This window comes from Streptomyces thermocarboxydovorans (genome assembly GCF_039524635.1).
Lineage (GTDB): Bacteria > Actinomycetota > Actinomycetes > Streptomycetales > Streptomycetaceae > Streptomyces > Streptomyces thermocarboxydovorans.
The window spans coordinates 96,316-120,551 of record NZ_BAAAGU010000012.1 but is presented as its reverse complement, the minus strand read 5'-3'; the positions used below and the strand labels follow the sequence as shown (position 1 = coordinate 120,551).

Here is a 24,236-nt window from a genome sequence, read left to right as displayed (position 1 = left end):
GGCCCAGGCCGCACCGGCGGCGCCCGCCGCACCGGCCGGGTACGGCGCGCCGCCCTCCCCACCCGCCGGGTCCGCCGCCCTGCCGTCCGCGCCGCCTCCCCTGGGCCCGCCGCGGCCGAGCGGCGAGGAGCTGGACTACTCCGCCCTCGTGCTGAGCGGGCCGGAGGAGCCGGAGGGGCGCCGGGGTCTGCTGTTCCCCGGTGCCGCCGTCGACCCGGTGACCGCGGAGCACCGCCGGCGCGCGGAAGGGGTCGCCGCGCTGCCGCTGCCGGGACACGCCGTGCTGCCCCGGGAGTCGGCCGGTTCGTTCGACCACCGCTACGACGCCGCCGCCCGCGCCGACATCCCCTCGGACGGCACCTGGCACACCGTCACCGTCGCCGAGATCCCCGTCGGTCTGCGCACGGAGTACGTGTGCGTGCCGTCGGTGGAGGAGGCGGTGTACGCGACGCTGGTGCTGGACAACGCCACCGACCAGGCGCTGCTGGCCGGACCGGTGGAGGTCACCGCGGACGGGGAGTTCCTGGCGACGACGTCGCTGCCGGTGCTCGCCCCGGGCGGTGTGTGCCGGGTGGGGCTCGGTCCGGCCGAGGCCCTCGCGGTCACCCGCCGGACCAGCCTGCGCGAGTCGACCGCGGGCCTGCGGAACAACGTCACCGTGCTCGAGCACCGGGTCCATGTGGAGCTGGCCAACCGGCTCGCGCAGCCGGTGACCGTCGAGGTGCGCGAGCGGGTGCCGGTGACCTCGGAGGCCGACATCCGCATCGAGGAGCGGGCCGACTGGACCGCACCGGAGGAGGTCACGGCCGGGGCCGGCCCGGAACCGGAGAGGCACGCGGAAGCCGAGGGGCACGCGCCGGGCACGCGCCTGTGGCGGGTCACGCTGCCCGCGGGCGGCACCGCCGCGCTCGACGGCGGCTACGACATCCGTATCCCGGCCGGCAAGGCCCTGGCAGGCGGCAACCGCAGGAGCTGACAGACCCATGTCCACCACACCGGAGACGATCGCTCTCCCCGTCACCGCCGTCACCTGCCTGGAGGACCGCGCCCACGTCGAGCGCACCGCCTCGCTCGAGCTGCGGGCCGGCACCCAGCGGTTGCGTCTGGGGCCGGTCAGCGCGCTGGTCGTCGACCGCACGCTGCAGGCCGAGGTGACCGCCGGGCACCCGGTCACCGTGTTCGATGTGCGGACGGTCCGTACCTGGACGCCGCGCGGGCCGGAGCCCGCCGAGGACGACTCGGCGCTGCGGCGCCGGGTGCGGGCCCTGGAGGAGGAGCAGGTCGCCCTGAAGCAGCGGCGCGCCCGGCTGCGGACCCGTCTGGATCTGCTCGGGAAGCTCGCCGCCGATCTGCTGCGGGAGATCGGCGAGGGCGCAGGCCGCGGCGAGACGGACCGCGACCGCTGGAGCCGCGAACTGGACCGGGTGGACGCGGAACGCGAGGACTGCGGCGAGCAACTGCGCGCCCTGGACACCCGGTTGGCATCACTCACCACCGAACTCACCGAGGCCGTGCGGGCGAAGAGCCTCGCCGGGGCCGAACCCGCCGAGCTGGCCGGCCACATAGAGCTGACCGTCGACGCCGCCGCCGCGGGGCCGGCCCGGCTGAAGGTGCGTCACCTCACCCCGTGCGCGCTGTGGCGGCCCGCGTACCGTGCCGCGCTGGACGGGGACTCGCTGACGCTGGACACCGAGGCGGTGGTCTGGCAGCGCACCGGCGAGGACTGGGCGGACGTGCGGCTCACCCTGTCGACCGCGCGTTCCGCACGCTCGACCGAACCGCCGCGGCTCGGTGAGGACCGGCTGACGCTTCAGGACCGCTCCCCCGCCGAACGGCGCACCGTGCAGGTCGAGCTGCGCGAGGAGGAGATCTCGGACCTGGGCCCGGCACCGGTGCCCGGTCTGCCGGGCGTGGACGACGGCGGGGAGGTGCGTGTGCTGCACTCCCCCGCCCCGGTCTCCGTCCCGGCGGACGGCCGCGCCCACCGGGTGCCGCTGTCCTCCTTCACCGCGCCGGCGGTGAGCGAGTACGCCTGCGCGCCCGAGCTGTCCCCGCTGGTCACCCAGGTGGTGCGGTTCGACAATCTCTCGGGGCACGCCCTGCTGGCCGGGCCCGTGGACCTGGTCCGCGACAGCGGGTTCACCGGCCGCGGCACCCTGGACTTCACCGCCCCCGGCGCCCATGTCCGGCTCGCCTTCGGCAGCCGTGACGACCACCGCGTGGTGCGGCACACCGAGGAGACCCGCGAGACGGGCCTGACCGGGCGGACCCTCACCACCCGGACGGTCCGGCTGCACCTGTCCCGCTTCTCCGCTCCCTCGGAACGGAACGAGCGGGTGATCGTGGTGCGCGAACGCATCCCCGTCTCCGAGGTGTCCGCGGTGGAGGTGCGGCTGCGCAAGGAGGCCTGCTCGCCCGCGCCGGACTCGGTCGACGCGGACGGCATCGTCCGCTGGGACGTCCCGCTGGCACCCGGCGGCCGCCGCACGGTCACCCTCGTCTACGACATCGCGGCGAGCGGCAAGGTCACCGGCCTGTGACCGGTACCCCTTCCGCGCGCACGGTCGGGAAGGAGCGGTCGCCGAAGAGAATGCGGCCGGCCGCCGCCCGGCCGGGCGGTGTGCGCAGCAGGGCGAAGGCGGCACTCGCCGCGGCCGGTGTCCTGACCAGGCCGAGCCCTCGGCGCAGGGTGAGGCGCCCGCGGAACTGGGCGCGCAGCGCGGCCCCGTCGTAGCGGGCGAGCGGCTCGGCGCTGCCGGAGCGCAGGGCCGTGTCGAGGACGTCGGCGGCCAGCTCGGACAGGCGCAGGCAGGGATCGAGTCCGCCCGCGGTGAGCGGGGAGACGGCGCCCGCCGCATCCCCCACCAGCAGTCCGTCGGCGCAGCTGATGCGGCGCAGCACGCCGCCCACGGGTATCGGGCCGCCGCGCCGCTCCACGGCGTCGGGACGCGGCACGCCCCGCAGGCCGGGCGCCGAGGCGCTGAACCGGGTGAGCGCGTGGCGCAGGCCCTGCGGGAAACGGTCGGGGTATCCGGCGACGCCGACGTGGGCGTGCCGCCCGTCGTCGACCACCCAGGCCAGATAGCCGGGGGCGAGCGACGGGTCGAGCACGCAGTGGAAGGTGGGCGGTTCGTCGTGCGCGGGGACCTCGAACACCTCCTCGGCGCCGACCAGCAGACGGCGGTTGCGGTCCAGGCCGAGATCGCGGGCGACGCGTGAGCGGGCCCCGTCGGCGCCGACGACGAAGCGTGCCCGGACCGCCTTGGGGCCGTCGCGGCCGACCAGGTGCACGGTGCCGTCCTGCCGGCCGGCGTAGCGGGTGCCCAGCGCCACCCGTACGCCGGCGGCGGCAGCGTCGGCCGCCGCCGATTCGTAGAGCGGACCCATGTCGCCGACCCGGTACTCGTCGCGGTCGCTGACCAGGTCGACCGGGCGGTCCAGGCCGGGCGGGTAGAGCACCACGCGGCGGATGGGCGGGCCGAGATGGGCGGCGGGCAGCGGGAAGTCGTCGAGCGTCTTGCGTACGAAGATCCCGGTGGTGCGGATCGCCCCGGTGAGGCGGGTGCGCCGTTCGACCAGCAGCACGTCGTGGCCCCGTTCGGCGAGCAGCGTGGCGACGTGCAGGCCGGCCAGCCCGGCCCCGACCACCAGGACGTCCGCGCGGGCCTCGGCGCCCGGCCGGTCGGAAGCAGCGACGGATTTCGGCATGACGGCAGCACCTCTCGATCGAATGACGATGGAAACCTATCGATATTCGATACATCCCGCAAGGCGGGACACTGGACGTGAGAGCGGCCATCGGGATGCCGCCGTGCCGTGCCGGACGGGTGGCGGCGGGACCGCTGGTCAACGCCGAGAGCGCACTCAGGAGAGGAGCTGGGCATGGTGACCGATCCCGTCGGACGATTCCTGGCGGCACTGGACCCGGAGCACCGGGAGAACGTCGGCTCCGCACCGCGCGAGGACCAGGAGCGGCTCGCGGCGGCCTGGGAACGCGAACTGCAGAGCGACGACGAGCTGGACACGCTCGACGAGTTGTCGCCGCCGGCGGCGGAGGCCGAGGCGGCCCGCCGGGTGCTGGCGCGCGACGCGGCGTAGGGCCTCTCGTTCGGCTCAGCCCGTTCGCCGGCGAGTCTCTGCCGACAGGCCGGGGGCCGGTCAGGCGCGCCGTTGGAGGTGGGCGAGCACCGTGCGCATCGCCCGCTGCACGGCCTCGCGTGACTCCTGGCCGTGGTCGAGGGTCTCGAAGGCGTGGGGAGCGTTCGGCACGTCGATGATCCCGACGCCTGGCTCCCGGCCCTCGGCGGCGGCGAGGAACTGCTCCACGGTCGCGGCGATCTCGGGCGACTCCCGGCCCGCGCGGGTGAGGACGAACGGGGGCAGGTCTCCGGCGTCCGCCATCGCGGCCACCGGACGGAATCCGCCGTCGTTCAGGCCCCAGTCGGGCAGCGGCGCGAGCACCGGGTAGGTGGCCGCCAGGCAGCGCAGCCACGGCGGGGGCGCGGCGATCCAGTCGGCGCTGAGCAGTCCGCCGCCGGAGAAGAACCACAGGGCGATCCGGTCCGGGTCGACGCGCGGGTCCTTGCGCACCAGCTCGACGGCGGCGGCCACGTCCGCGGCGGCGAGCGGGTAGGCGGAGAGGTCGTGCAGACGGTGGTCGAGGGTCACTCCCAGCACGCCCTCGGATGCCGCGTACTGCGCGTATCCCCTGAGGGTCGGCCAGTCGCGCGGGGTGGGGCGGGCATCCGCAGGGACCGGACCGCCGTGCACGAAGACCACCGCCGGGTGCGGTCCGTCGCCGTCGGGGAGGCGGAGGTCGACGGCGCCGTGGCGCTCCCGGGGGCGTTCGGCCACGTCCAGCAGGAACGGCCGCAGATGCGGGGGGAGTTGACCGGCGCCGGCCAGCGATCCGGACCCGGGCAGGTGCTCGCCTTCGCCCGGCTGCACGCCCTGGTGTCCCGGCCCTGCTCGGGCGCCGCCCAGCCTCAGCCCGCCGCACACCGGGCCGCCGGGTCCGACGGGGCGGCGGTGCTGTACGCGGGGCTCGACGAGGCGTACCGGCTGGCGGGCGCCCGGATCGGCCGGGGCGAGGAGCCGGGGCCCGGGGAGGCGCTGGACGGCTTCGTCGCCGCGTACGCCGCCGCCTACCGCACCAAGGACACGCCGGACTTCCGCCGCCTGCTGGCCGGGCAGCTGGCCACCGACCCCCGGCTGGACGGGTACTGGGAGCTGGCGTCCGTGGTGGCCACCGCGCCGGGGAGCCGGCCGGAGCCGACACCGGGTGCGGCCCATGACTGGCTGCTCACCGCACTGCGCGGACAGGTGGCGGCCGACGCCCGAGCCGCCGACGCCCGAGCCACAGACGCGTCAGCCGCGGGTGCCTGAGCCGCCGCGCCTCGCGCGCACGCCGAGAGGAATGTCAGTGGCGTGCGTCACAGTTGTGGAAGAGGTGGGCGCCGAACCGCGACGTCCGCGACAGCGCGAGAGTCGCAAGGGGAATCCCATGACCTACGCGATCCAGGCGGAGGGCCTGGTCAAGCGGTTCAAGGAGACCGAGGCCCTGGCGGGGGTGGATCTGGCGGCCCGGACCGGTTCGGTGCTGGGCGTGCTCGGTCCGAACGGTGCGGGCAAGACGACGGCGGTGCGGATCTTCGCCACGCTGCTGCCGCCCGACGGCGGGCACGCGCGGGTGGCGGGGCACGACGTCGTCCGGGAGGCCGCCGCCGTCCGTTCGCTGATCGGGCTCACCGGCCAGTACGCGGCGGTCGACGAGAATCTGACCGGCACGGAGAATCTGCTGCTCATCGGCCGTCTGCTGGGGATGAGCAGACGGGACGCGCGGGCGCGGGCCCGGGAGCTGCTGGACCGGTTCCGGCTGAGCGACGCCGCGGGCCGCGCGGTGAAGACGTTCTCCGGCGGCATGCGGCGGCGGCTCGATCTGGCGGCCAGTCTGGTCGGGCGGCCCAGCATCCTGTTCCTGGACGAGCCCACCACCGGGCTCGACCCGCACAGCCGCGGGGAGCTGTGGGACATGGTGCGCGGTCTGGTCGCCGACGGCACCACCGCCCTGCTGACCACGCAGTACCTGAACGAGGCGGATGTACTGGCCGATGACATCGTGGTGATCGACCGGGGCCGGGTGATCGCCGAGGGCACGCCCGATCAGCTGAAGTCCGAGGTGGGCGGCCAGGTGCTGGAGGTCCGCCCGCTCGACCCGGCCGACCTGCCCGTGGTGCACGGTCTGGTGGGTGAGGCGGCCGGGCCGGGCACCCGGATCGAGGGTGAGGTGATCACGGCCCCGGTGAAGGACCCGGAGCTGATGCCGACGGTGGTGCGGCGGCTGGACGGGGCCGGCATCCGGGTCGGCGAACTGGCGCTGCGGCGCTCCTCGCTCGACGAAGTCTTCCTGGCCCTGACCGGGCACCGGGCGGAGCCGCAGGCGGACGACGACGCGGACGGCGAGAACGCCGAGGGCGCCGGGTCCGCCGAGCCGGAGAAGGCGGTGAGCGCACGATGACCGGCGCGACGGTGGCCGCCCCGCTCACCGGCTCGGGCCGGGTGCGGCCCCTGGCATGGGCGAGCCAGACCCTGACGATGGCGTGGCGCAGCCTGGTGGCGGTGAAGCACAACCCGCTGGAGCTGGTCGACTACAGCGTCACGCCGATCATGTTCGTGTTCCTGTTCACCTATGTGCTGGGCGGGCAGATGGCGGGCTCGTCGGAGGCGTACCTGATGTACGCGCTGCCCGGCATCATCGTCCAGAACACGCTGTTCATGACCGTGTACACGGCGATGGCGCTGAACACCGATCTGACCAAGGGCGTGTTCGACCGGCTGCGCAGCCTGCCCATCGCCCGGTCGGCGCCGCTGATCGGGCGGATCACCGCGGACCTCACCAAGCATGTGTGGGCGATGCTGCTGATGATCGGCATCGGGACGCTGATGGGGTTCCGGATCACCGGCGGGCTCGGCGGGTTCCTGCTGGGCGCGCTGCTGCTGGTGGTGTTCGCGGCGGCGGTCTCCTGGACGGCGGTGCTGATCGGGATGCTCGCCGGGGACCCGGAGAAGGTGCAGGCGTTCTCGTTCACCGTGATCTTCCCGATCACATTCGCCAGCAGTGCCTTCGTGGTCGTCGACACCATGCCGGGCTGGCTCCAGGCCTGGAGCGACGTCAATCCGGTGACGCATCTGTCCGACGCCTATCGCGGGCTGCTGGTCGGCGGGCCGGTGGCGGAGCCGGTGATGTGGTCGCTGGTGTGGGCCGTGGGCATCGCGGCGGTGTTCGCCCCGCTGGCGATGCGGGCGTACCGGGCGAAGGTCTGAGCCCGCGCCCGTCACACCCGGGACCGTCGCACCGGGGTCGTCACACCGGGACCGTCACACCCGGGACCGTGACCCCACCGGGCTGCGCAGCCGCTGGTGGCGCAGGCAGGAGATGACCACCAGCAACGGGCAGACGGACTGGAGGAACGTCACGAAGCGCTCCGCGACACCGAGGGCGCCGTGCCGCTGCAGCTCGAACAGGAACCACAGCGCGCCCACGCCCATCACCGCGGTCGCCGCCAGGCACGGGCCGCGGCGCAGCGCCCACGCCGCGGTGCCGTTCGGGTCGTAGGCCAGGACCGGCCACACGGCGAGCAGGACGAATCCGACGGCCGCGAGCGAACCGTGCTGCAAGGAGCCTCCGCTGCTCGGCGCCGGGAACAGCGCCACCACCACGGCGGCCGCGCCACCGCCGCCCAGGGTCAGCCGCCCGGGGAGCGCGGCCGGCCTCAGCCCCCAGGCGGTGGCCATGTGGCACAGCCCGAGGACGACCAGGGCGCCGGTCATCACCCAGGCTCCAGGGGCGCCGTCGGCGGCCAGCACGCTGATGGTCTTGGTGGCGGGGTCGTAGTTGCTGCCCGCCATCAGGCCCGCGACCACCCAGCCGGCGGTCAGCACCACGGGCGCCAGTCCCGACGACAGCAGGGCCCACCACGACACATGTCGCATCAATTCACCGTAGATCATCCGAAATCGCCCGTCCCGGTGCACACGCAGAGGGTGCGAGCGACCGCCGGTGAGCCGGTATCCGGGAGGTGGCGGAGCGCGGCCCCGCATTGCTCCGGACGGCGTACGGGGGCAGGCTTGACCCATGAGCGGCGGTCCCACGCTGATCACCTCCGTGCAGCGCGCCTTCCGGTTGCTGGAGGCGGCGGCAGGGCACGAGAACGGCGCGCCGGCCAAGCAGCTGGCGCGGGAGGCGGGGCTGCCCCTGGCCACGGCGTACCACCTGCTGCGGACGATGGTCCACGACGGCTATCTGCGGAAGCTGGACGACGGCGGGTTCGTCCTCGGCGACCAGTTCCTCACGCTGCACGAGGGCGGCCGCACGCAGGCGCTGATCACCCGGGTCCGCCCGGCGCTCGCGGCCCTGCGGGACGAGCTGGCCACCGCCGCGTATCTCACCTTCTACGAGGACGGCGAGATCCGGATCGCCGAGATCGTCGACGGTCCGCGCGCACCCCGGGTGGATCTGTGGGTGGGGTTCGAGGACGCCGGGCACGCCACCGCCCTCGGCAAGTCCGTGCTGCGCGAGCTGGACGACGCCTCCCGCCGGGACTACCTCTCCCGGCACCGCCTGGAGGACCTCACCCCCCGGACGATCACCAGCGAGCGGGAGCTGCTGCGCCATCTCGACGCCGAGCCCCAGGAACCCGCGGTCATGGACATGGAGGAGTACGCGCTCGGCACCCTGTGCGTCGCGGTGCCCGTGTACGGCGGCGACCGGCTGGGCGCGATCGGCGTCTCCATGCGCGCGGAGCGGCTGCCCCGGCTGGACGAGGTCCGCCGGCTGCTGATCCCCACGGCGGGCCGGATCACCCGCAATCTGTCTCTCACTATCTGAAAACAGCACCCTTGTGAGATAGAAGATGTCCGGGTTTGCTTGAATATAAGAGGACATCGACCAACCAGATCTACAGACAGCGCATGCCGCGCTGCCGGTGAGGACTGCAGACGCCACATGAGGCACGCCCGACAGCATGGTGACGACGACCATCTGCCGAAGCTACGCAGCGGGAAGAGGAGCAGGACAACGGATCACGAGTCGTCGCCCCGGGCGCGCACTCTGGCCCACTGGGCCGGCACCACGCCCGCGCTGCCTCTCCTGATCGTCTGCGTCATCGTCCTCGTCGACATCCTCGGGGGCAGAGGCCTGATCTGGCTGCCCCTCCTTGCCACCGGACCCGCCCTGGCGGCCGCCACCAGCGGTTGGCGCCAGGTGATGGGGGTCGGTCTGCTCGCCACGGTCGCCGGTGCGACGACCGGCATCCGCGGCGGGGTGCCCGGCCGGGAGCTGACCGTCATCCTGGCCGCGCTGGCCACCGTCACGTTGGCCAGCGCCCTGGCCAGTGCCCTGCGCGGGCGGCGGGAGCGGGTGCTCGCCGCCGTCCGGTCCGTCGCCGAGACCGCGCAGCACGCGCTGCTCGCCCCCGTGCCCGGCAAGGTGGGCCCGTTCCAGGTGGCCGTCCGCTACAGCGCCGCCGCGGCGGAGGCCCGCATCGGCGGCGACCTCTACGCGCTGATCCCGACCCCGCACGGCGTGCGGATGATCGTCGGGGATGTGCGCGGCAAGGGACTGCCCGCGGTGGGGACGGCCGCGCTGGTGCTCGGTGTCTTCCGCGAGGCGGCGCACGACGAACCCGACCTGCTCGACGTCGTCGGGCGGATCGAACGCAGCCTGGCCCGGAACCTCGGGCCCGACGACTTCGTCACCGCCGTGGTCGCCGGGTACCCGGGCGGCGGGCACCTGGAGGTGGTCAACTGCGGCCACGCTCCCCCGCTGCTGGTCCGCGACCGCGAGGTGACCGCGGTGGTGCCCACCCGGCCGACGCCGCCGCTGGGACTGCGCGCCCTGTCGGGAGAGGCGCCCTCCCTGCACACGCTGCCCTTCGACGACGGGGACCAGCTGCTGCTGTACACCGACGGGGTCACCGAAGCCCGGGACGCCGACCGGGAGTTCTATCCGCTCGCACAGGGCCTGGCCCGGAACGTGGGCGACGAGCCGGACCGCACCGTCGCCGCCCTGCACCAGGAGCTGCTGGACCATGTGGGCGGCCGGCTGCACGACGACGCGGCGCTGCTGCTGCTCCGCAAGCCGGCCCCGGCGGCGCAGGCCGCGGGCGCGGCACAGGCCGACGCGCCGCCGACGGACGGCCAGGGCGCTAGCGCTAGCCCCGGTCTCACTCGGGAAGTCGACGCGTTCGGTGAGGGTTTCGGCAGCACGGACACCGCGGCCTGAGCGTAACGTTCACGCCGGGCCGCTCGGCTTCGCGCCGGACCGCTCGGCCGAGCATGGACACACGGCCACGAAGGCGCCGGACACGTAACGCGACGAGCTCGGGCACGCCGGGCAGGTAACACGACGAACCCCGGCTTCCGCAGCGGCGGAAGCCGGGGTTCGTCGCCCTCGGAGCGCTGGGCAGGCCTTGCACCTGCATCTCCCCGCGGGAAGCGAGGCGTCTTTCCTTGGACCACCAACGCGCGGCCCCCTCAAGGCTGTTGCTCCCGTGGGGCCGAGATCGACTCTAGCGTGATCGGCGCCCCCGCGCGAATCGGCGCCGTCGCACACCGGGCATATCGCCCGATCAGCCCTCCAGTCGGACTACGTCTCCCTACTTTTCCTATCGATTTACTAGGGAAGCGTTCCCGGCCGACACCGCTGCGCACGATGAGGACCGGCCGACTTCAGAGGAGACCACCTCCATGGGCATACCCCCTGGGCCCACCGTCGCCCTGCCGGACATGGACCGGGCCGGGCCGAACCGGGAGCACTGGCTGCGGGTGGCCCGTGAGACGGCGGACGATCTGGCCACGGACGCCGCCGCCCGGGAACAGGCGGGCAAGGTACGACGCCGCCCACTACACGCCCGCCGCGGTCTGACGGCCACCCCCACGCCGGCCCGGGGTCCGAGGGTCCCCCGGGCCGGCGGTCCGGCAGGCAGGCCCCGGCGGACGGCCGCCGGGGCCTGCGATAATGCCCGTATGCGGATCTCAGCCAGAGCGGACTACGCGGTACGTGCCGCACTGGAACTCGCCGCGTCCAAGGAGGACGTGCCCCTGAAGACCGAGGCGATCGCCGAGGCCCAGGAGATCCCGCACAAGTTCCTCGAAGGCATCCTCAACGACATGCGCCGCGGCGGTCTCGTCCTCAGCCAGCGCGGCGGCAACGGCGGGTACCGGCTGGCCCGGCCCGCCGAGTCGATCAGCATCGCCGACGTCATCCGCGTGGTGGACGGACCACTGGTCTCGGTGCGCGGAGTGCGCCCGCCCGACCTGTCGTACACCGGACCCGCCCAGTCGCTGCTTCCCCTGTGGATCGCCCTCCGGTGCAATGTGCGGGAGATCCTCGAGGGTGTGTCGCTGGCGGACGTCGCCTCCGGGGCGCTGCCCTCCGAGGTCTCGGCGCTCGCGGACACTCCCGGCGCCTGGATCAATCCCTGAACAGGTAAGTCCACCATGCGGACAGCCTCTTGGGGCGGGCCCTCGCTTCTGCCACTATCCCTACCAGCCAGGTAGGAGAACTAGGGATCCCGGGGAGGCGGAGCCGTTGAGCATGCACGGGCATCAGGCGCCGGCTCTGCCCCTGCTGACGTCGCGACGCCACATCGACTACGGCCGCACGTCGACCGCGCTGTGTCGCCTCTTCTGAGAGCACACGCGTCTTCTGAGAGCACAGGCGCCTCCTGAGCGCACAGGCGCCTTCTGAGAGCACACGCGTCTGCTGAACGCACACGCGCCTTCCGAGCGCACACCCGGCCGGCTCGACCGAGAGCACGCCCGGCCGACTCGTGCGTCAACACCGCCGAGTCCGCGCACCCGCGCCCGTTTCACCCCTGTACGACCTTCCTGAGAGGACACCCTCGTGTCTGCCGCAAGACCCCGCACCTTCCTTCGTGCCCTCGCCGTGACCGCGGCGCTCCCCCTTCTGCTGACCGCCTGCGGCTACGGCTCCGAGTCCACGGACGACGGCGGCAAGGCGGACGTCGCGGCCAATGCCGAGAAGCTCTCCGCCGAGGAGGTGAAGATCGGCTACTTCCCCAACCTCACCCACGGCACCGCGCTGGTGGGCGTGCAGGAGGGTCTGTTCCAGAAGGAGCTGGGCGGCACCCGGATCAAGGCGTCGACCTTCAACGCCGGCCCCTCGGAGATCGAGGCGCTGAACGCCGGGTCCATCGACATCGGCTGGATCGGCCCCTCCCCCTCGATCAACGGCTACACCAAGTCCCAGGGCAAGAACCTGCGCATCATCGGCGGTTCCGCCTCCGGCGGGGTGAAGCTGGTGGTCAACCCGGACAGGATCAAGTCCGAGGACGACCTCAAGGGCAAGAAGATCGCCACCCCGCAGCTGGGCAACACCCAGGACGTCGCCTTCCTCAACTGGATCGCTGAGAAGGGCTGGAAGGTCGACCCGCAGAGCGGCAAGGGCGACGTCTCCGTGGTCCGCTCGGACAACAAGGTGACGCCGGACGCCTACAAGGCGGGCTCCATCGACGGTGCCTGGGTGCCGGAGCCGACCGCGTCCAAGCTGGTCGCCGACGGGGCGAAGGTGCTGATCGACGAGGCCGGCCTGTGGCCGGACAAGAAGTTCGTGATCACGAACATCATCGTGTCGCAGAAGTTCCTCAAGGAGCACCCGGACGTCGTCGAGGCCGTGCTGCGGGCGTCGGTGAAGACCAATGAGTGGATCGCGGCCAACCCGGACAAGGCGAAGGCGTCCGCGAACAAGGCGCTGGAGAAGCTGAGCGGCAAGGCGCTGCCGGCCGAGGTCCTCGACCCGGCGTGGAAGTCCATCACCTTCCTCGACGACCCGCTGGCCGCCACGCTGGAGACCGAGGCGTCCTTCGCCGTGAAGGCCGGGCTGCTCGACAAGCCGGACCTGAAGGGCATCTACGACCTGACCCTGCTCAACAAGGTCCTCAAGGCGGAGGGCAAGCCCGAGGTCGACGACGCGGGCCTGGGCGTGGCCCGCTAGCCGTACGCACCGCGAGCGGCACACGCCTGCAATACCCGACCGCGAGCGGCACACGCCTGCAGTACCCGACCGCGAGCGGCACACGCCTGCAGTACCCGATCGCCAGCGGCACACGCCTGCAGTACCCGATCGCCAGCGGCACACGCCGCCCCTGAAGGCCCCCGGCCGGTGCTCCCCCACCGGCCGGGGGCCTTCGCGCGCATCTTCAGACGCGGGGCTTCCGTCTGGTGGTCGGAGCCGGTCGGTGGTGCAACGCTTGGGGTGACAGATGTCCGCAGGACGAGGGCCGGGAGGCTGACCCATGGGACGGGATGTCCCGGCGCTGGTGTTCACGCGCGAGGACCGCCGCCGGTACCGGATCAAGATGCAGGAGTGTCTCGACGCGTTCGCCCAGATGCTGCGCGATGCGCGGTTCGAGGCCGAGCGGCCCCAGGTGGGGCTGGAGATCGAGCTGAACCTGGTCGACGACCGGGCGGAGCCGGCGATGCGCAACAGCGATGTGCTGGAGGCGATCGCCGACCCGGCCTGGGACACCGAGCTGGGCCGGTTCAACCTGGAGATCAACATCGCGCCCCGCAGGCTCACCGCGGGCGGCCCCGACGACTGGGAGAAGGAGATCCGCGCCGCGCTGAACCATGCCGAGGAGCGTGCCCGGACGATCGGCGCGCACCTGATCATGTCCGGCATCCTGCCCACGCTGCGGCAGGAGGACGCCGGCGAGGCGGCGCTGTCGGAGAATCCGCGCTACCGGCTGCTCAACGACCAGATCTTCGCCGCGCGCGGCGAGGATCTGCACATCGAGATCGACGGCCCCGACCGGCTGCGGACCTACGCGGACACCATCACCCCGGAGGCCGCCTGCACCAGCACGCAGTTCCACCTCCAGGTGCCTCCCGTGCAGTTCGCGGACTACTGGAACGCGGCCCAGGCGATCGCCGGGATCCAGGTGGCCCTGGCGGCCAACTCGCCGTTCCTGTTCGGCAAGGAGCTGTGGCACGAGACGCGCATCCCGCTGTTCGAGCAGGCCACCGACACCCGGCCGCAGGAGATCAAGGTGCAGGGGGTGCGGCCCCGGGTCTGGTTCGGGGAGCACTGGATCAACAGCGTCTTCGATCTCTTCGAGGAGAATCTGCGCTACTTCCCGGCCCTGCTGCCGCTGTGCGAGGACGAGGACCCGATGGAGACGCTCGACCGGGGCGACATCCCGGAGCTGGGCGAGCTGACCCTGCACAACGGCACCATCTACCGCTGGAACCGTCCGGTGTACGCGATCGCCAACGACAAGCCGCATGTCCGGGTGGAGAACCGGGTGCTGCCCGCGGGGCCGACGGTGGCCGACACGCTCGCCAACGGCGCGTTCTACTACGGGCTGACCCGGGCGCTGGTCGAGGAGGAGCGGCCGGTGTGGTCGCGGATGTCCTTCTCGGCGGCCGAGGACAACATGCACACGGCGGCCCGGCAGGGCATCGAGGCGCTGCTGTACTGGCCGGGCGTGGGCAAGGTGCCGGTGACCGAGCTGGTGCTGCGGCGGCTGCTGCCGCTGGCCCACCTGGGTCTGGAACGCTCGGGCATGGACGCGGCCTGGCGGGAGCCGCTGCTCGGCATCATCGAGCAGCGCTGTGTCACCGGGCGCAACGGCGCGGTGTGGCAGAAGGAGATGTTCCATCACATCGACGAGACGGAGCACTGCGGCCGGCACGAGGCACTGCGCCGGATGACCCGGCAGTACATCGACTACATGCATCTCAACGCCCCGGTGCACACCTGGCCGGTCGACTGAGCGGCCGACGGAGACGATGGCGGAGCCGGAACAGGACGCCGAGGAGGACCGGCTGGTCGCCCAGGAGCGGGACTGGGCGGCGGCCATCGTCGCAAACGACCCGGACCGCATCGCGCGCTTCATGGCCGACGAGTGGGTGATCGTCTCGGAGTCGGGGGTCACCTCGAAGGAGCGCTTCCTGTCCCTGGTGGAGTCCGGGGACCTCACCCACTCGGCGATGGACGCGGTGAGCCGTCCGCGGGTCCGGGTGTACGGCGACACGGCGGTCGTCACGGCGCGGGTGACGAACACGGCCCATTACCGGGGCGTCCGCCATGACGCCGACGAATGGACGACGGACGTGTTCGTCAAACGGGACGGACGCTGGCAGTGCGTGCTGACCCACATCACCTCGGTGGCCCCGGACGCACCGGACGCGCAGTGACCCCGGCCGGCGCCGGGGTCGGCATCGATGGATGCCGGCTGACTCCGCCCGCCGTGGGTACCCAGACAAGGGCGTTCACCATGAGTAATACTTTCGCTATATTGAGTGACCGACGACTGTGTCGAAAGTGGTTTCAGCATGTCGGTGGTGGAGAGATCCGAGATTTCCGCTGAGGCAGCGGAACCCGTCGTGTCGCCGGTCTGGTCCCACAACGAGTGGGATCCGCTGGAGGAAATCATCGTCGGCCGTCTGGACGGTGCGACGATCCCCTCGAATCATCCGGTGGTGAGGTGCAACATTCCTCCGTGGGCGGCGCGGCTGCAGGGCCTCGCCGCCGGTTTCACTTATCCCCGGAAGCTGGTCGAGCGGGCGCAGGTGGAGCTCGATCAGTTCGTGTCCCTGCTGGAAGGGCTGGGTGTCACGGTCCGGCGCCCGGATCCGGTGGATCACCGCAGGCGTTTCGCCACCCCGGACTGGTCGTCGCGGGGTTTCTGCAACAGCTGCCCGCGCGACAGCATGCTGGTGATCGGTGACGAGATCATCGAGACCCCGATGGCATGGCCGTGCCGGTATTTCGAGACGCATTCCTACCGGCCGATCCTGAAGGACTACTTCCGGCGCGGTGCGCGCTGGACGTCCGCTCCCAAGCCGCAGCTCACCGATGAACTCTTCGACCCCGATTTCCGCGTTCCGAAACCGGGTGAGCCGATGCGGTACATCCTCACCGAGTTCGAGCCGGTCTTCGACGCCGCGGATTTCGTGCGCGCCGGACGGGATCTCTTCGTCACCCGGAGCAATGTCACCAATCGCATGGGGATCGAGTGGCTGCGCCGGCATCTCGGGCCGCAGTACCGGATCCACGAGATCGAGAGCCGCTGCCGCACCCCCATGCACATCGACACCACGTTCGTGCTGCTGGCGCCGGGCAAGGTGCTGGTCAATCCGGATTACATCGACGTCGACCGGCTGCCCGACGTGCTGCGCTCCTGGGACGTGCTGGTCGCACCGGAGCCGGAGCCGGTCTCCGATCCGCTGCTGAGGGTCACCTCGATGTGCGGCAAGTGGCTCAGCATGAACGTGCTGATGGTCGACGAGAAGCGGGTGATCGCCGAACGGCATCACACGGGCATGCTGCGCGCCCTGGAGAAGTGGGGCTTCGAGCCGATCCCCTGCGACCTGCTGCATTACGCGCCGTTCGGCGGCTCGTTCCACTGCGCCACGCTCGATGTGCGGCGCCGCGGCACCCTCGAGTCGTACTGCGACTGAACGCCCCACCGAGGTCGTGAACCCGCATCCGGCGAGGGCGCCGGGACGAGGTGTCCGGACGGGGTGCTCGCCGGGGCGCTGAGGCGTAGCGTCCTGCGTAGGAGTGAGGTCCCGCATGGCCGTCTGTGACGGCGGGGCCGGCGGGAGGTGCCGCATGGCGAGCGCGGGTGAACCGGTCCCGGGTGTCGGCGCGCTCGACGCCGTGTTCGCGGAGACGGTGCGCCGGACGGGCGCGTCCCTCGGCGCGCTCTACCTGCTCACGCCGGACGGGCGGATGCTGCGGCTCGAGGTGCTGGCCGGGGTGCCGGCCGAGTTCGCCACGCCGTGGACCACGGTCTCGCTGGCCGCTCCGGCGCCGGTCGCGGAGGCGGTCCGCGCGGAGCACCTGGTGTGGGTCGGCAGCAAGGGGGAGCTGGCGCAGCGCTATCCGCGCACCGCGGCGGCGCTGCCCTACCCGCTGGCGCTGGCGGCCGCGCCGGTGACGGGCACCCGGACCTGGGGCTCGCTGCTGCTCATGTGGCCCGCCTCCCGGCCGTCCCTCATGGGCGAACGGGAATGCCACCACATCCTGTCCAGCTGCCGTCGTCTGGCCCGCGTCCTGGAGGAGGAGACCGCCGGACAAGCACGGGCACCCACCTCCCCCGGGCGGCCGCGCGTCCTGCCGTACGCGGCGGGGCCGACGGTGCCGGCGAGTGCCGCAGCCGACTTCGCCGAACGCCTGCCGGGCGGCAGCTGCGCGCTGGACCTGGAGGGCCGGTTCACCTTCGTCAGTTCGGCTGCCGGGCGGCTGCTGGGCCGCGACGCGGGGCAGCTGCTGGGCACGCAGCCGTGGCTGACCCTGCCCTGGCTGGACGATCCGCGGTACGAGGACCGCTACCGGGCCGCGGTGATCACCCGGCAGCCGGTGTCGTTCACGGCGTGCCGCCCGCCGGACCGGTGGCTGGACTTCTTCCTCTACCCGGACGCCGGCGGGATCAGTGTCCGCATCGTCCCCAGCGACTCCTACGCCTCCAGCGCGCCTCCGCTGCGGGCCCCGCCCGCCGACCCCCATGCCCGGGTGGGCCAGCTGTACCAGCTCACCCACATGGCGGCGGCGCTGACCGAGGTGGTCGGCGTCCAGGACGTGGTGGATCTGGTCGCCGACCAGGTGATGCCCGCTTTCGGCGCCCAGGGGCTGGTGCTGTCGATGGCCGAGGCGGGCCGGCTCGACATCAGCGGGCATCGCGGTTACCCCCGGCATGTCGTCGAGCGTCTGGACGGCCTGCCCGTGGACACCGACGTCACCCCGGCGGGCCGGGCCCTGACCACCGGTGTCCCCGCGTTCTTCACCCACCCGGAGGAGATGCGGCGCATCTACCCCAAGGCGCCGCTGATCAGCGGCAAGCAGGCCTGGGCGTTTCTGCCGCTGATCATCTCGGGCCGCCCCGTCGGCTGCTGCGTCCTGTCCTACGACCAACCGCGCGAGTTCCCGGCCGAGGAGCGTGCGGTGATGACGTCGCTGGCCGGTCTGATCGCCCAGGCGCTGGACCGGGCCCGGCTGTACGACACCAAGCACGCCCTGGCGCACGGGCTGCAGCAGGCGCTGCTCCCCCGGGCGCTGCCCGCGGTGGACGGGTTGCGGGTGGCCGCCCGCTATCTGCCCGCCACCCGGGGCATGGACATCGGCGGCGACTTCTACGATCTGCTGCGGCTCAGTGACAAGACCGCGGCCGCCGTCATCGGTGACGTCCAGGGGCACAACGCCGCCGCGGCCGCGCTGATGGGCCAGGTGCGCACCGGTGTGCACGCCCACGCCACCCACGGCGAGGCACCGGACCAGGTGCTGGCCGCCACCAACCGGCTGCTGACCGACCTGGAGCCGGACCTGTTCACCAGTTGTCTGTGCGCCGGGCTCGACTTCGCCGAGGGCCGGCTGCTGATGGCCAGCGCCGGTCACCCGCCGCCCGTGCTGCGCCTGCCGGACGGCACCACCCGCGTCGCGGATGTGCGGCCCGGTCCGCTGCTGGGCATCGACCCGGACGCCGAGTTCCCCGTCACCAGCGTGCCGCTCACCGAGGGCCTGACGGTCGTCCTCTACACCGACGGCCTGATCGAGACGCCGGGCGAGGACCTGGAGGACTCCATGGCGGCGCTCGCCAGCCGTCTCGGGCAGGCCGACGCATCGGACCTGGACCGGCTCGCCGACGAGCTGCTCGGCGTGTTCGCCAGGGACGGCATGCGCCTGGACGACGTCGCGCTGCTGGCGCTGCGATGCGGCCGCGCTCCGGCGGGCTGACGCGGGTACGTACGGGGTGGCGCGGCGTCAGCGGCCGTCCAGCCGCCGCAGCAGGCCGGTCACCTCCCGGCGCACGATGTCGCGGGCGGCCGGCGGGAGCGAGCCGAGGCCGGTGGCCGCCAGGGCGTCGAGCACCTCGTCGGTGCCGTCCGCGCCGGTCCGGCACTCGGCGCTCCCGCTCATCACCTCGTAGCCGTCGCGGACGGCCGTCCGCAGGCGGTGCCGCCCGTCGGGCTCGGCGGACAGGGCGGTGGCGACGACCAGCGGCGGCGGGCCGCCGGCTTCCGCAGGGGCCTTGTAGTAGCCGCTGATCACGGGGGTGCGCCAGCTCAGGTTCAGCAGCAGGTGCCGCTTGGCCACCACCTCGGCGAGGTCGGTCTCGTACGTGCCGTCGCGGTCGAGCACGGTGGCCCGTGCGTCGAGGACGAGCGCGGCGGGCAGCAGGCAGCGCAGGGTGCTGCCCACGATGTTGCCCCCGACCGTGGCCGCGCGGCGCACGGCTCCGGTGCCTATGGTGCCGGCCGCCCGGCGCAGCACCTCGGGGACGCGGTCGTCGATCCGGTGCAGCAGCACGGCCGCGCCCAGCGCCTCGGGCTCGAGCACATTGGCCTCGGGCAGATGGCGCAGGGACATGGCCAGTTCGGGGAAACCGTCGCGCTGCCACTGGGCCCAGACGAGGGTGGCGCCGCCGACGGGCACCGCCTGCCCGGCCAGGTGCTCGCGTGCTTCGGACAGAGAGGTGGGGAGACGCAACAGCACGACGGTCGACCTGCTTTCCTCAACTCGGGCGACTGAGAACGGGACCCCGCTGCGTGATCAAGGACACTGCATTCTCCGCGGCCCTCCGGGGGCGCGTACAGGGCACACACCTGCGCCATGTGCGCCCTTTCGGGTCACCGGCGACCGCGGCCTTGCGCCGGACGGGGTGAGTGCTCCATGGTTGACGCGCGTCACATGACTCGCCGTCCCACCGAAACTCACTCTCCCCACAACGGAGTTCGCATGTTCAGACGTGCCGCACGACTACTCGTCTCGCTTGTCATGCTCCTGGCAGCCGCATTCGCGGGGACCGTGGCCACCGCGGGCACCGCGCACGCGGACGGCTGCTACACCTGGACGCGCACCCTCTCCCAGGGGGCGTCCGGTGCCGACGTCACCCAGCTGCAGATCCGGCTCTCCGGCTACCCCGGCTACGGCGCCGTGCTCGCCGTGGACGGCAGCTTCGGACCGGCCACCGCCGCCGCGCTCAAACGCTTCCAGTCGGCGTACGGCCTCACCGCCGACGGCATCGCCGGCCCCGCCACCTACAGCAAGCTGTACGCCCTCCAGGACGACGACTGCACGCCGATCCATTTCTCCTACAGCGAGCTGAACCGCTGCAACTCCACCTGGTCGGGCGGAGCGGTCAGCGCCGCCACCGCCAAGGCCAACGCGCTGCGCACCATGTGGAAGCTGGAGGCGCTGCGGCACGCCCTGGGCGACAAGCCGATCACCGTCACCAGCGGCTTCCGCTCGCACGCCTGCAACGACGCGGTGGGCGGCGCCAGCGGCAGCCGGCATCTCTACGGCGACGCGGCCGACCTGGGCGCCGGGCCGCACTCCCTGTGCACCCTCGCCAAGCAGGCCCGCTACCACGGCTTCCGCGGCATACTCGGCCCCGGCTACCCGGGCCACAACGACCACACCCATGTCGACCACCGCAGCAGCCAGTTCTGGTCGGCCTCCAGCTGCGGCATCTGATCCACCAACGGCACGACGAGGGCTCCCGGCGGCGCATGCGGCCGGGAGCCCGGTGATGCGTGCGGCCGGGAGCCCGGCGGTGCATGACCCCGGATGCCGTGGATCCGACTGCGGGCGGCGGCAGCCGTGAGGGGGTCAGCGGGACACGATCTGCAGGAGGACCGTGCCGTTCCGGCCCGTGGCCGCCTGGATGACGACGGCGTCGGGCTGGGCGGCGGGCGGTTCCGAATCGCCCAGCCGGCCGCAGGAGTTGCCGGAGCCGTGGGAGCGCAGGACCGTGATGCAGCCCTGGCCGGGGCCGCCGGCGCCGGCCTCGGACCGGCTGCCGCCCGACTTCACGCTGTACTGGATCTCGTCCGGGCCGACCCCGGTCACGGTCAGGGTCGCCCGCCCGCCACCCGGGGCCGGGAAGCGGATCGTCACCGGTTCCGACACGGTGATCTCGCAGTCGCCGTCCGAGCAGGCCCCCGTGTCGTCCCCGTCGGCCGCCGTCACCGCAGGTCCGGCGGCGGTGCCGTCCCGGCCGCCGGACGGCGAGGCCGAGGCGGCCGGGGTGGATGCTCCGCGGGCGTCGGAGGGCTCGGCGTTCTTCTCGTCCGGGCCGCCGCAACCGGCCACGGCCAGGGTCAGGGCGGCCAGTACCGCGAGGGCCGCGCCGGGGACGGGGCGCCGATGCGTACCCGTCTTCCACGTCCTGTCCCTCGTCGCTGTCGCGTTCGTGGCCACTGTCTCCCCCGATCCCGCACGCCGGCGGCCGATGGTGGTGGGTGTTTCGGTGTTTCGTGTTTCGGCCGCGAGTCTTCCCCTGGGCCGTACGGGTACAACCATCGAGCCGCGCGAAGGGTCATTCTGAGTGAAAATGGAGCAACACGACCTTCAGCAGCAAAGCGATCATTTCGACTCGTCCGACGGGGGACCCTCATGAGCTCGACCCGTTCGCGCACTCGCCGTGGCGCCGCCGCGGCACTCACCCTCTGTCTGGCCGCGGGGCTCGGTGCCGCCGGTGCCGGTGCCGCCGGTGCCGACAGTGCCGCACCGCAGTCGCAGAAGTCCGCGCAGAAGACGGAGCGGCAGCAGATCGCCCGGTCCGTGCTGGGCGACGGCTACAAGATCACCCTCACCGCGCTCCGGTCCGCCGAGGACCCGTACGCCGCCTCCGTGCGGCTGCAGGTCTTCCAGAAGTCCGACGGCTCCTGGGAGGAGTCGGACCGGGTGACCGTGGGCGAGGTGGACGGCTGGTTCTGGTATCCGCTCACCGGCAAGGGAGCCGTCTGCCGGTTCTCGACGGCGAGCACCGAGCCCGCGCCGCTGACGGTGAGCCTGCTGATCACGCCGTCCATCGGCTGCTCCGACCCGGTGCACTACCTGGTCAAGGACGGCCGCGTGTACGCCCGTTGACCGGCCGGAAGGGCCGGTGACGCGCGAAGCGTCCGGGACGGCTCCCGTGAGCCGTCCCGGACGCTTCCGGTGGAGCGGGGATCAGGCGCGGCGGTCGGCCAGGTCGAACCGGTCGAGGTTCATCACCTTGTCCCACGCCTTGACGAAGTCCGTCACGAACTTCTCCTTGGCGTCGTCGCAGGCGTAGACCTCGGCGAGCGCCCGCAGCTCGGAGTTCGAGCCGAAGACGAGGTCGGCGCGGCTGCCCGCCCACTTGACCTCGCCGGTGGCCGCGTCACGGCCCTCGAAGGTGGTCTGGTCCTCGGAGGTCGCCTTCCACGTCGTGCCCAGGTCGAGCAGGTTGACGAAGAAGTCGTTGGTCAGCGCGCCCGGGGTCTTGGTGAAGACGCCCAGCTGCGACTGCTGGTGGTTGGCGCCCAGCACCCGCAGGCCGCCGACCAGGACCGTCATCTCGGGGGCGCTCAGGGTGAGCAGGTTGGCCCGGTCGAGCAGCAGGTACTCGGCGGTCAGCCGGTTGCCCTTGCCCAGGTAGTTGCGGAAGCCGTCGGCGCGCGGCTCCAGAGCGGCGAAGGACTCCGCGTCGGTGTGCTCCTCGGTGGCGTCGACCCGGCCCGGGGTGAACGGCACCTGGATGTCGAACCCGGCGTCCTTGGCGGCCCGCTCGATCGCGGCGCAGCCACCGAGGACGATCAGGTCGGCGAGGGACACCTTCCGCGCCGCCCCGGCGTTCCAGTCCTGCTGGACGTTCTCCAGGGTGCGCAGCACGACCGCGAGCTGGTCGGGGTCGTTGACCTCCCAGTTGCGCTGCGGCTCCAGGCGGATGCGGGCACCGTTGGCGCCGCCCCGCTTGTCGCTGCCGCGGAAGGTGGAGGCCGACGCCCAGGCGGTGGTGACCAGCTGGGAGATGGTCAGACCCGAGTCGAGCAGCTTGCTCTTGAGGGCCGCGATGTCATCGGAGTTGATGACCTCGCCCTCCCACTCCGGCAGCGGGTCCTGCCACAGCAGGGTCTCCTCGGGCACCTCCGGGCCGAGGTAGCGCACCTTCGGGCCCATGTCGCGGTGGGTCAGCTTGTACCAGGCGCGGGCGAAGGCGTCCGCGAACTCGTCCGGGTTCTCGTAGAAGCGGCGCGAGATCGGCTCGTAGATCGGGTCGAAGCGCAGCGACAGGTCCGTGGTGAGCATCGTCGGCAGGTGCTTCTTGGACGGGTCGTGCGCATCCGGGACGATCGGCTCGGCGTTCTTGGCGACCCACTGCTTGGCGCCGGCCGGGGACTCCGTGAGCTCGTACTCGTACTCGAAGAGGTTCTTGAAGAACGAGTTGTCCCACTTGGTGGGCGTCTCCGTCCAGGTCACCTCCAGGCCGGAGGTGATGGCGTCCTTGCCCTTGCCGGTGCCGTAGGTGCTCTTCCAGCCCAGGCCCTGCTCCTCCATCGGCGCGGCCTCGGGGTCGGGGCCGACGTGGTCGGCGGGGCCGGCACCGTGGGTCTTGCCGAAGGTGTGGCCGCCGGCGATGAGGGCGACGGTCTCCTCGTCGTTCATCGCCATCCGGCGGAAGGTCTCACGGATGTCGCGGGCCGCGGCGATCGGGTCCGGGTTGCCGTTCGGGCCCTCCGGGTTGACGTAGATCAGACCCATCTGGACGGCGCCGAGCGGGTCCTCCAGCTCGCGGTCGCCGGTGTAGCGCTTGTCGTCGAGCCAGGAGGTCTCGGGACCCCAGTACACGTCCTCCTCGGGCTCCCAGACGTCCTCGCGTCCGCCCGCGAAGCCGAAGGTCTTGAAGCCCATCATCTCGAGGGCGACGTTGCCGGAGAGGATCATCAGGTCGGCCCACGACAGGTTGCGGCCGTACTTCTTCTTCACCGGCCACAGCAGGCGGCGGGCCTTGTCGAGGTTGGCGTTGTCCGGCCAGCTGTTGAGCGGGGCGAACCGCTGCTGGCCGGAACCTGCGCCGCCGCGGCCGTCGTGGATCCGGTACGTACCGGCGCTGTGCCAGGCCATACGGATGATCAGCGGGCCGTAGTGGCCGAAGTCGGCGGGCCACCAGTCCTGGGAGGTGGTCAGCACCTCGGCGATGTCACGCTTGACCGCCGGCAGGTCCAGGGACTGGAACGCGGCGGCGTAGTCGAAGTCCTCGCCCATCGGGTTCGCGGCGGGCGGGTTCTTGGCCAGGATCTTCAGGTTGAGCCGGTCCGGCCACCACTGGCGGTTCCCGCCGCCCTGCGTGGGGTGGGGGGCGCGCCCGTGCGCGACCGGGCAGCCACCTGTCTCCTCCGCCTTCGCGTCGGTGACGATCGCGTCATGGTTCTCGGTCATCAGGATTCCTTCCGGGCGAAAACGA

At 72.4% G+C, this 24,236-nt stretch carries 21 protein-coding genes and 1 pseudogene; 16 read left to right on the top strand and 6 right to left on the bottom strand.

All coding sequences use genetic code 11. From position 1 onward, the window contains the following. Positions 1–976, top strand: a 976-nt coding sequence (locus tag ABD198_RS08070) for a DUF4139 domain-containing protein (protein WP_343998896.1), incomplete at its 5' end; no start/stop codon positions are given. A gap of 7 nt (positions 977–983) precedes the next feature. After that, positions 984–2,540, top strand: coding sequence for a mucoidy inhibitor MuiA family protein (locus ABD198_RS08065; protein WP_343998894.1), 1,557 nt, complete (start codon positions 984–986; stop codon positions 2,538–2,540). Here the strand turns inward: ABD198_RS08065 and ABD198_RS08060 are convergent. Beyond that, positions 2,527–3,708, bottom strand: a complete 1,182-nt coding sequence (locus ABD198_RS08060) for an NAD(P)/FAD-dependent oxidoreductase (protein ID WP_343998892.1) — start codon at positions 3,706–3,708, stop codon at positions 2,527–2,529. The two genes, ABD198_RS08065 and ABD198_RS08060, sit on opposite strands and share 14 nt — an antisense overlap. 174 nt (positions 3,709–3,882) lie before the next feature. On the opposite strand from ABD198_RS08060, the gene ABD198_RS08055 reads away from it, so the two are divergent. Beyond that, the gene (locus ABD198_RS08055) at positions 3,883–4,098 is read left to right on the top strand and encodes a hypothetical protein (RefSeq protein WP_343998890.1); all 216 of its coding nucleotides are present in this window, start codon (positions 3,883–3,885) and stop codon (positions 4,096–4,098) included. A 60-nt stretch (positions 4,099–4,158) separates the two neighbouring features. On the opposite strand, the pseudogene ABD198_RS08050 reads toward ABD198_RS08055, so the two are convergent. Next, positions 4,159–4,938: pseudogene (locus ABD198_RS08050) on the bottom strand (alpha/beta hydrolase family protein); the annotation flags it as partial. Here ABD198_RS08050 and ABD198_RS08045 point away from each other — a divergent pair. The 3 genes from ABD198_RS08045 to ABD198_RS08035 all read left to right on the top strand — a co-directional run bounded on the left by ABD198_RS08045 (position 4,876) and on the right by ABD198_RS08035 (position 7,323). Further along, complete coding sequence (locus tag ABD198_RS08045; RefSeq protein WP_343998911.1) at positions 4,876–5,385, top strand: hypothetical protein; 510 nt, start codon at positions 4,876–4,878, stop codon at positions 5,383–5,385. The pseudogene ABD198_RS08050 and the gene ABD198_RS08045 sit on opposite strands and share 63 nt — an antisense overlap. Before the next feature lie 118 nt (positions 5,386–5,503). Then, a complete protein-coding gene (locus ABD198_RS08040) occupies positions 5,504–6,517 on the top strand; it encodes an ATP-binding cassette domain-containing protein (RefSeq protein ID WP_343998888.1) in 1,014 nt (337 codons plus the stop codon). After that, the gene (locus ABD198_RS08035; protein ID WP_343998886.1) at positions 6,514–7,323 is read left to right on the top strand and encodes an ABC transporter permease; all 810 of its coding nucleotides are present in this window, start codon (positions 6,514–6,516) and stop codon (positions 7,321–7,323) included. Before ABD198_RS08040 ends, ABD198_RS08035 begins: the two co-directional genes overlap by 4 nt. A 54-nt stretch (positions 7,324–7,377) precedes the next feature. On the opposite strand, the gene ABD198_RS08030 is transcribed toward ABD198_RS08035, so the two are convergent. Beyond that, positions 7,378–7,992 carry a DUF998 domain-containing protein gene (locus ABD198_RS08030; protein WP_343998883.1) on the bottom strand — a complete coding sequence of 205 codons (615 nt, stop codon included), beginning with the start codon at positions 7,990–7,992 and terminating at the stop codon, positions 7,378–7,380. 142 nt (positions 7,993–8,134) lie between these two features. Between ABD198_RS08030 and ABD198_RS08025 the strand changes: the two genes are divergently transcribed. From ABD198_RS08025 to ABD198_RS07985, 8 genes are all read left to right on the top strand, one after another. Beyond that, on the top strand, positions 8,135–8,887 hold the full coding sequence (locus tag ABD198_RS08025; RefSeq protein WP_343998881.1) for an IclR family transcriptional regulator: 753 nt from the start codon (positions 8,135–8,137) through the stop codon (positions 8,885–8,887). Between the two features lie 117 nt (positions 8,888–9,004). After that, the gene (locus tag ABD198_RS08020) at positions 9,005–10,282 is read left to right on the top strand and encodes a PP2C family protein-serine/threonine phosphatase (protein ID WP_343998879.1); all 1,278 of its coding nucleotides are present in this window, start codon (positions 9,005–9,007) and stop codon (positions 10,280–10,282) included. 743 nt (positions 10,283–11,025) lie between these two features. Continuing rightward, positions 11,026–11,484 (top strand): RrF2 family transcriptional regulator, encoded by a 459-nt coding sequence (locus ABD198_RS08010; RefSeq protein ID WP_343998909.1) that lies wholly within the window; start codon positions 11,026–11,028, stop codon positions 11,482–11,484. A 421-nt stretch (positions 11,485–11,905) separates the two neighbouring features. After that, positions 11,906–13,015, top strand: a complete 1,110-nt coding sequence (locus ABD198_RS08005; RefSeq protein WP_343998877.1) for an aliphatic sulfonate ABC transporter substrate-binding protein — start codon at positions 11,906–11,908, stop codon at positions 13,013–13,015. A gap of 301 nt (positions 13,016–13,316) precedes the next feature. Further along, a complete protein-coding gene (locus ABD198_RS08000; protein ID WP_343998874.1) occupies positions 13,317–14,795 on the top strand; it encodes a glutamate-cysteine ligase family protein in 1,479 nt (492 codons plus the stop codon). 16 nt (positions 14,796–14,811) lie between these two features. Continuing rightward, a complete protein-coding gene (locus ABD198_RS07995) occupies positions 14,812–15,219 on the top strand; it encodes a nuclear transport factor 2 family protein (RefSeq protein WP_343998872.1) in 408 nt (135 codons plus the stop codon). A 138-nt stretch (positions 15,220–15,357) separates the two neighbouring features. Further along, positions 15,358–16,485: an amidinotransferase gene (locus ABD198_RS07990; protein WP_343998906.1), complete on the top strand. Its 1,128-nt coding sequence runs from the start codon at positions 15,358–15,360 to the stop codon at positions 16,483–16,485. A 154-nt stretch (positions 16,486–16,639) separates the two neighbouring features. Beyond that, positions 16,640–18,760: a SpoIIE family protein phosphatase gene (locus ABD198_RS07985; protein WP_343998870.1), complete on the top strand. Its 2,121-nt coding sequence runs from the start codon at positions 16,640–16,642 to the stop codon at positions 18,758–18,760. Between the two features lie 27 nt (positions 18,761–18,787). On the opposite strand, the gene ABD198_RS07980 is transcribed toward ABD198_RS07985, so the two are convergent. Next, a complete protein-coding gene (locus ABD198_RS07980; RefSeq protein ID WP_343998868.1) occupies positions 18,788–19,519 on the bottom strand; it encodes an FAD binding domain-containing protein in 732 nt (243 codons plus the stop codon). A gap of 243 nt (positions 19,520–19,762) precedes the next feature. On the opposite strand from ABD198_RS07980, the gene ABD198_RS07975 reads away from it, so the two are divergent. Then, entirely contained in the window at positions 19,763–20,500 is a 738-nt protein-coding gene (locus ABD198_RS07975) for a D-Ala-D-Ala carboxypeptidase family metallohydrolase (RefSeq protein WP_343998866.1), read from the top strand. Between the two features lie 135 nt (positions 20,501–20,635). On the opposite strand, the gene ABD198_RS07970 is transcribed toward ABD198_RS07975, so the two are convergent. Further along, positions 20,636–21,226: a hypothetical protein gene (locus ABD198_RS07970; RefSeq protein WP_343998864.1), complete on the bottom strand. Its 591-nt coding sequence runs from the start codon at positions 21,224–21,226 to the stop codon at positions 20,636–20,638. A gap of 195 nt (positions 21,227–21,421) precedes the next feature. On the opposite strand from ABD198_RS07970, the gene ABD198_RS07965 reads away from it, so the two are divergent. Next, positions 21,422–21,898 carry a hypothetical protein gene (locus tag ABD198_RS07965; protein ID WP_343998862.1) on the top strand — a complete coding sequence of 159 codons (477 nt, stop codon included), beginning with the start codon at positions 21,422–21,424 and terminating at the stop codon, positions 21,896–21,898. 81 nt (positions 21,899–21,979) lie between these two features. Here the strand turns inward: ABD198_RS07965 and katG are convergent, their stop codons facing one another. Then, positions 21,980–24,211, bottom strand: a complete 2,232-nt coding sequence (katG, locus tag ABD198_RS07960) for a catalase/peroxidase HPI (protein WP_343998860.1) — start codon at positions 24,209–24,211, stop codon at positions 21,980–21,982. Positions 24,212–24,236: the final 25 nt, after the last annotated feature.

What these genes read in the sequence shown, in the direction of transcription:
- ABD198_RS08030 (WP_343998883.1), bottom strand. Translation starts at nt 7,992, where the DNA reads ATGCGACATGTGTCGTGGTGGGCCCTGCTGTCGTCGGGACTGGCGCCC.
- ABD198_RS07965 (WP_343998862.1), top strand. Translation starts at nt 21,422, where the DNA reads ATGAGCTCGACCCGTTCGCGCACTCGCCGTGGCGCCGCCGCGGCACTC.
- ABD198_RS08040 (WP_343998888.1), top strand. Translation starts at nt 5,504, where the DNA reads ATGACCTACGCGATCCAGGCGGAGGGCCTGGTCAAGCGGTTCAAGGAG.
- ABD198_RS08035 (WP_343998886.1), top strand. Translation starts at nt 6,514, where the DNA reads ATGACCGGCGCGACGGTGGCCGCCCCGCTCACCGGCTCGGGCCGGGTG.
- ABD198_RS08010 (WP_343998909.1), top strand. Translation starts at nt 11,026, where the DNA reads ATGCGGATCTCAGCCAGAGCGGACTACGCGGTACGTGCCGCACTGGAA.
- ABD198_RS08065 (WP_343998894.1), top strand. Translation starts at nt 984, where the DNA reads ATGTCCACCACACCGGAGACGATCGCTCTCCCCGTCACCGCCGTCACC.
- ABD198_RS07985 (WP_343998870.1), top strand. Translation starts at nt 16,640, where the DNA reads ATGGCGAGCGCGGGTGAACCGGTCCCGGGTGTCGGCGCGCTCGACGCC.
- ABD198_RS08000 (WP_343998874.1), top strand. Translation starts at nt 13,317, where the DNA reads ATGGGACGGGATGTCCCGGCGCTGGTGTTCACGCGCGAGGACCGCCGC.
- ABD198_RS08025 (WP_343998881.1), top strand. Translation starts at nt 8,135, where the DNA reads ATGAGCGGCGGTCCCACGCTGATCACCTCCGTGCAGCGCGCCTTCCGG.
- ABD198_RS08020 (WP_343998879.1), top strand. Translation starts at nt 9,005, where the DNA reads ATGAGGCACGCCCGACAGCATGGTGACGACGACCATCTGCCGAAGCTA.
- ABD198_RS07990 (WP_343998906.1), top strand. Translation starts at nt 15,358, where the DNA reads ATGTCGGTGGTGGAGAGATCCGAGATTTCCGCTGAGGCAGCGGAACCC.
- ABD198_RS07995 (WP_343998872.1), top strand. Translation starts at nt 14,812, where the DNA reads ATGGCGGAGCCGGAACAGGACGCCGAGGAGGACCGGCTGGTCGCCCAG.
- katG (WP_343998860.1), bottom strand. Translation starts at nt 24,211, where the DNA reads ATGACCGAGAACCATGACGCGATCGTCACCGACGCGAAGGCGGAGGAG.
- ABD198_RS08045 (WP_343998911.1), top strand. Translation starts at nt 4,876, where the DNA reads ATGCGGGGGGAGTTGACCGGCGCCGGCCAGCGATCCGGACCCGGGCAG.
- ABD198_RS08055 (WP_343998890.1), top strand. Translation starts at nt 3,883, where the DNA reads ATGGTGACCGATCCCGTCGGACGATTCCTGGCGGCACTGGACCCGGAG.
- ABD198_RS08060 (WP_343998892.1), bottom strand. Translation starts at nt 3,708, where the DNA reads ATGCCGAAATCCGTCGCTGCTTCCGACCGGCCGGGCGCCGAGGCCCGC.
- ABD198_RS07975 (WP_343998866.1), top strand. Translation starts at nt 19,763, where the DNA reads ATGTTCAGACGTGCCGCACGACTACTCGTCTCGCTTGTCATGCTCCTG.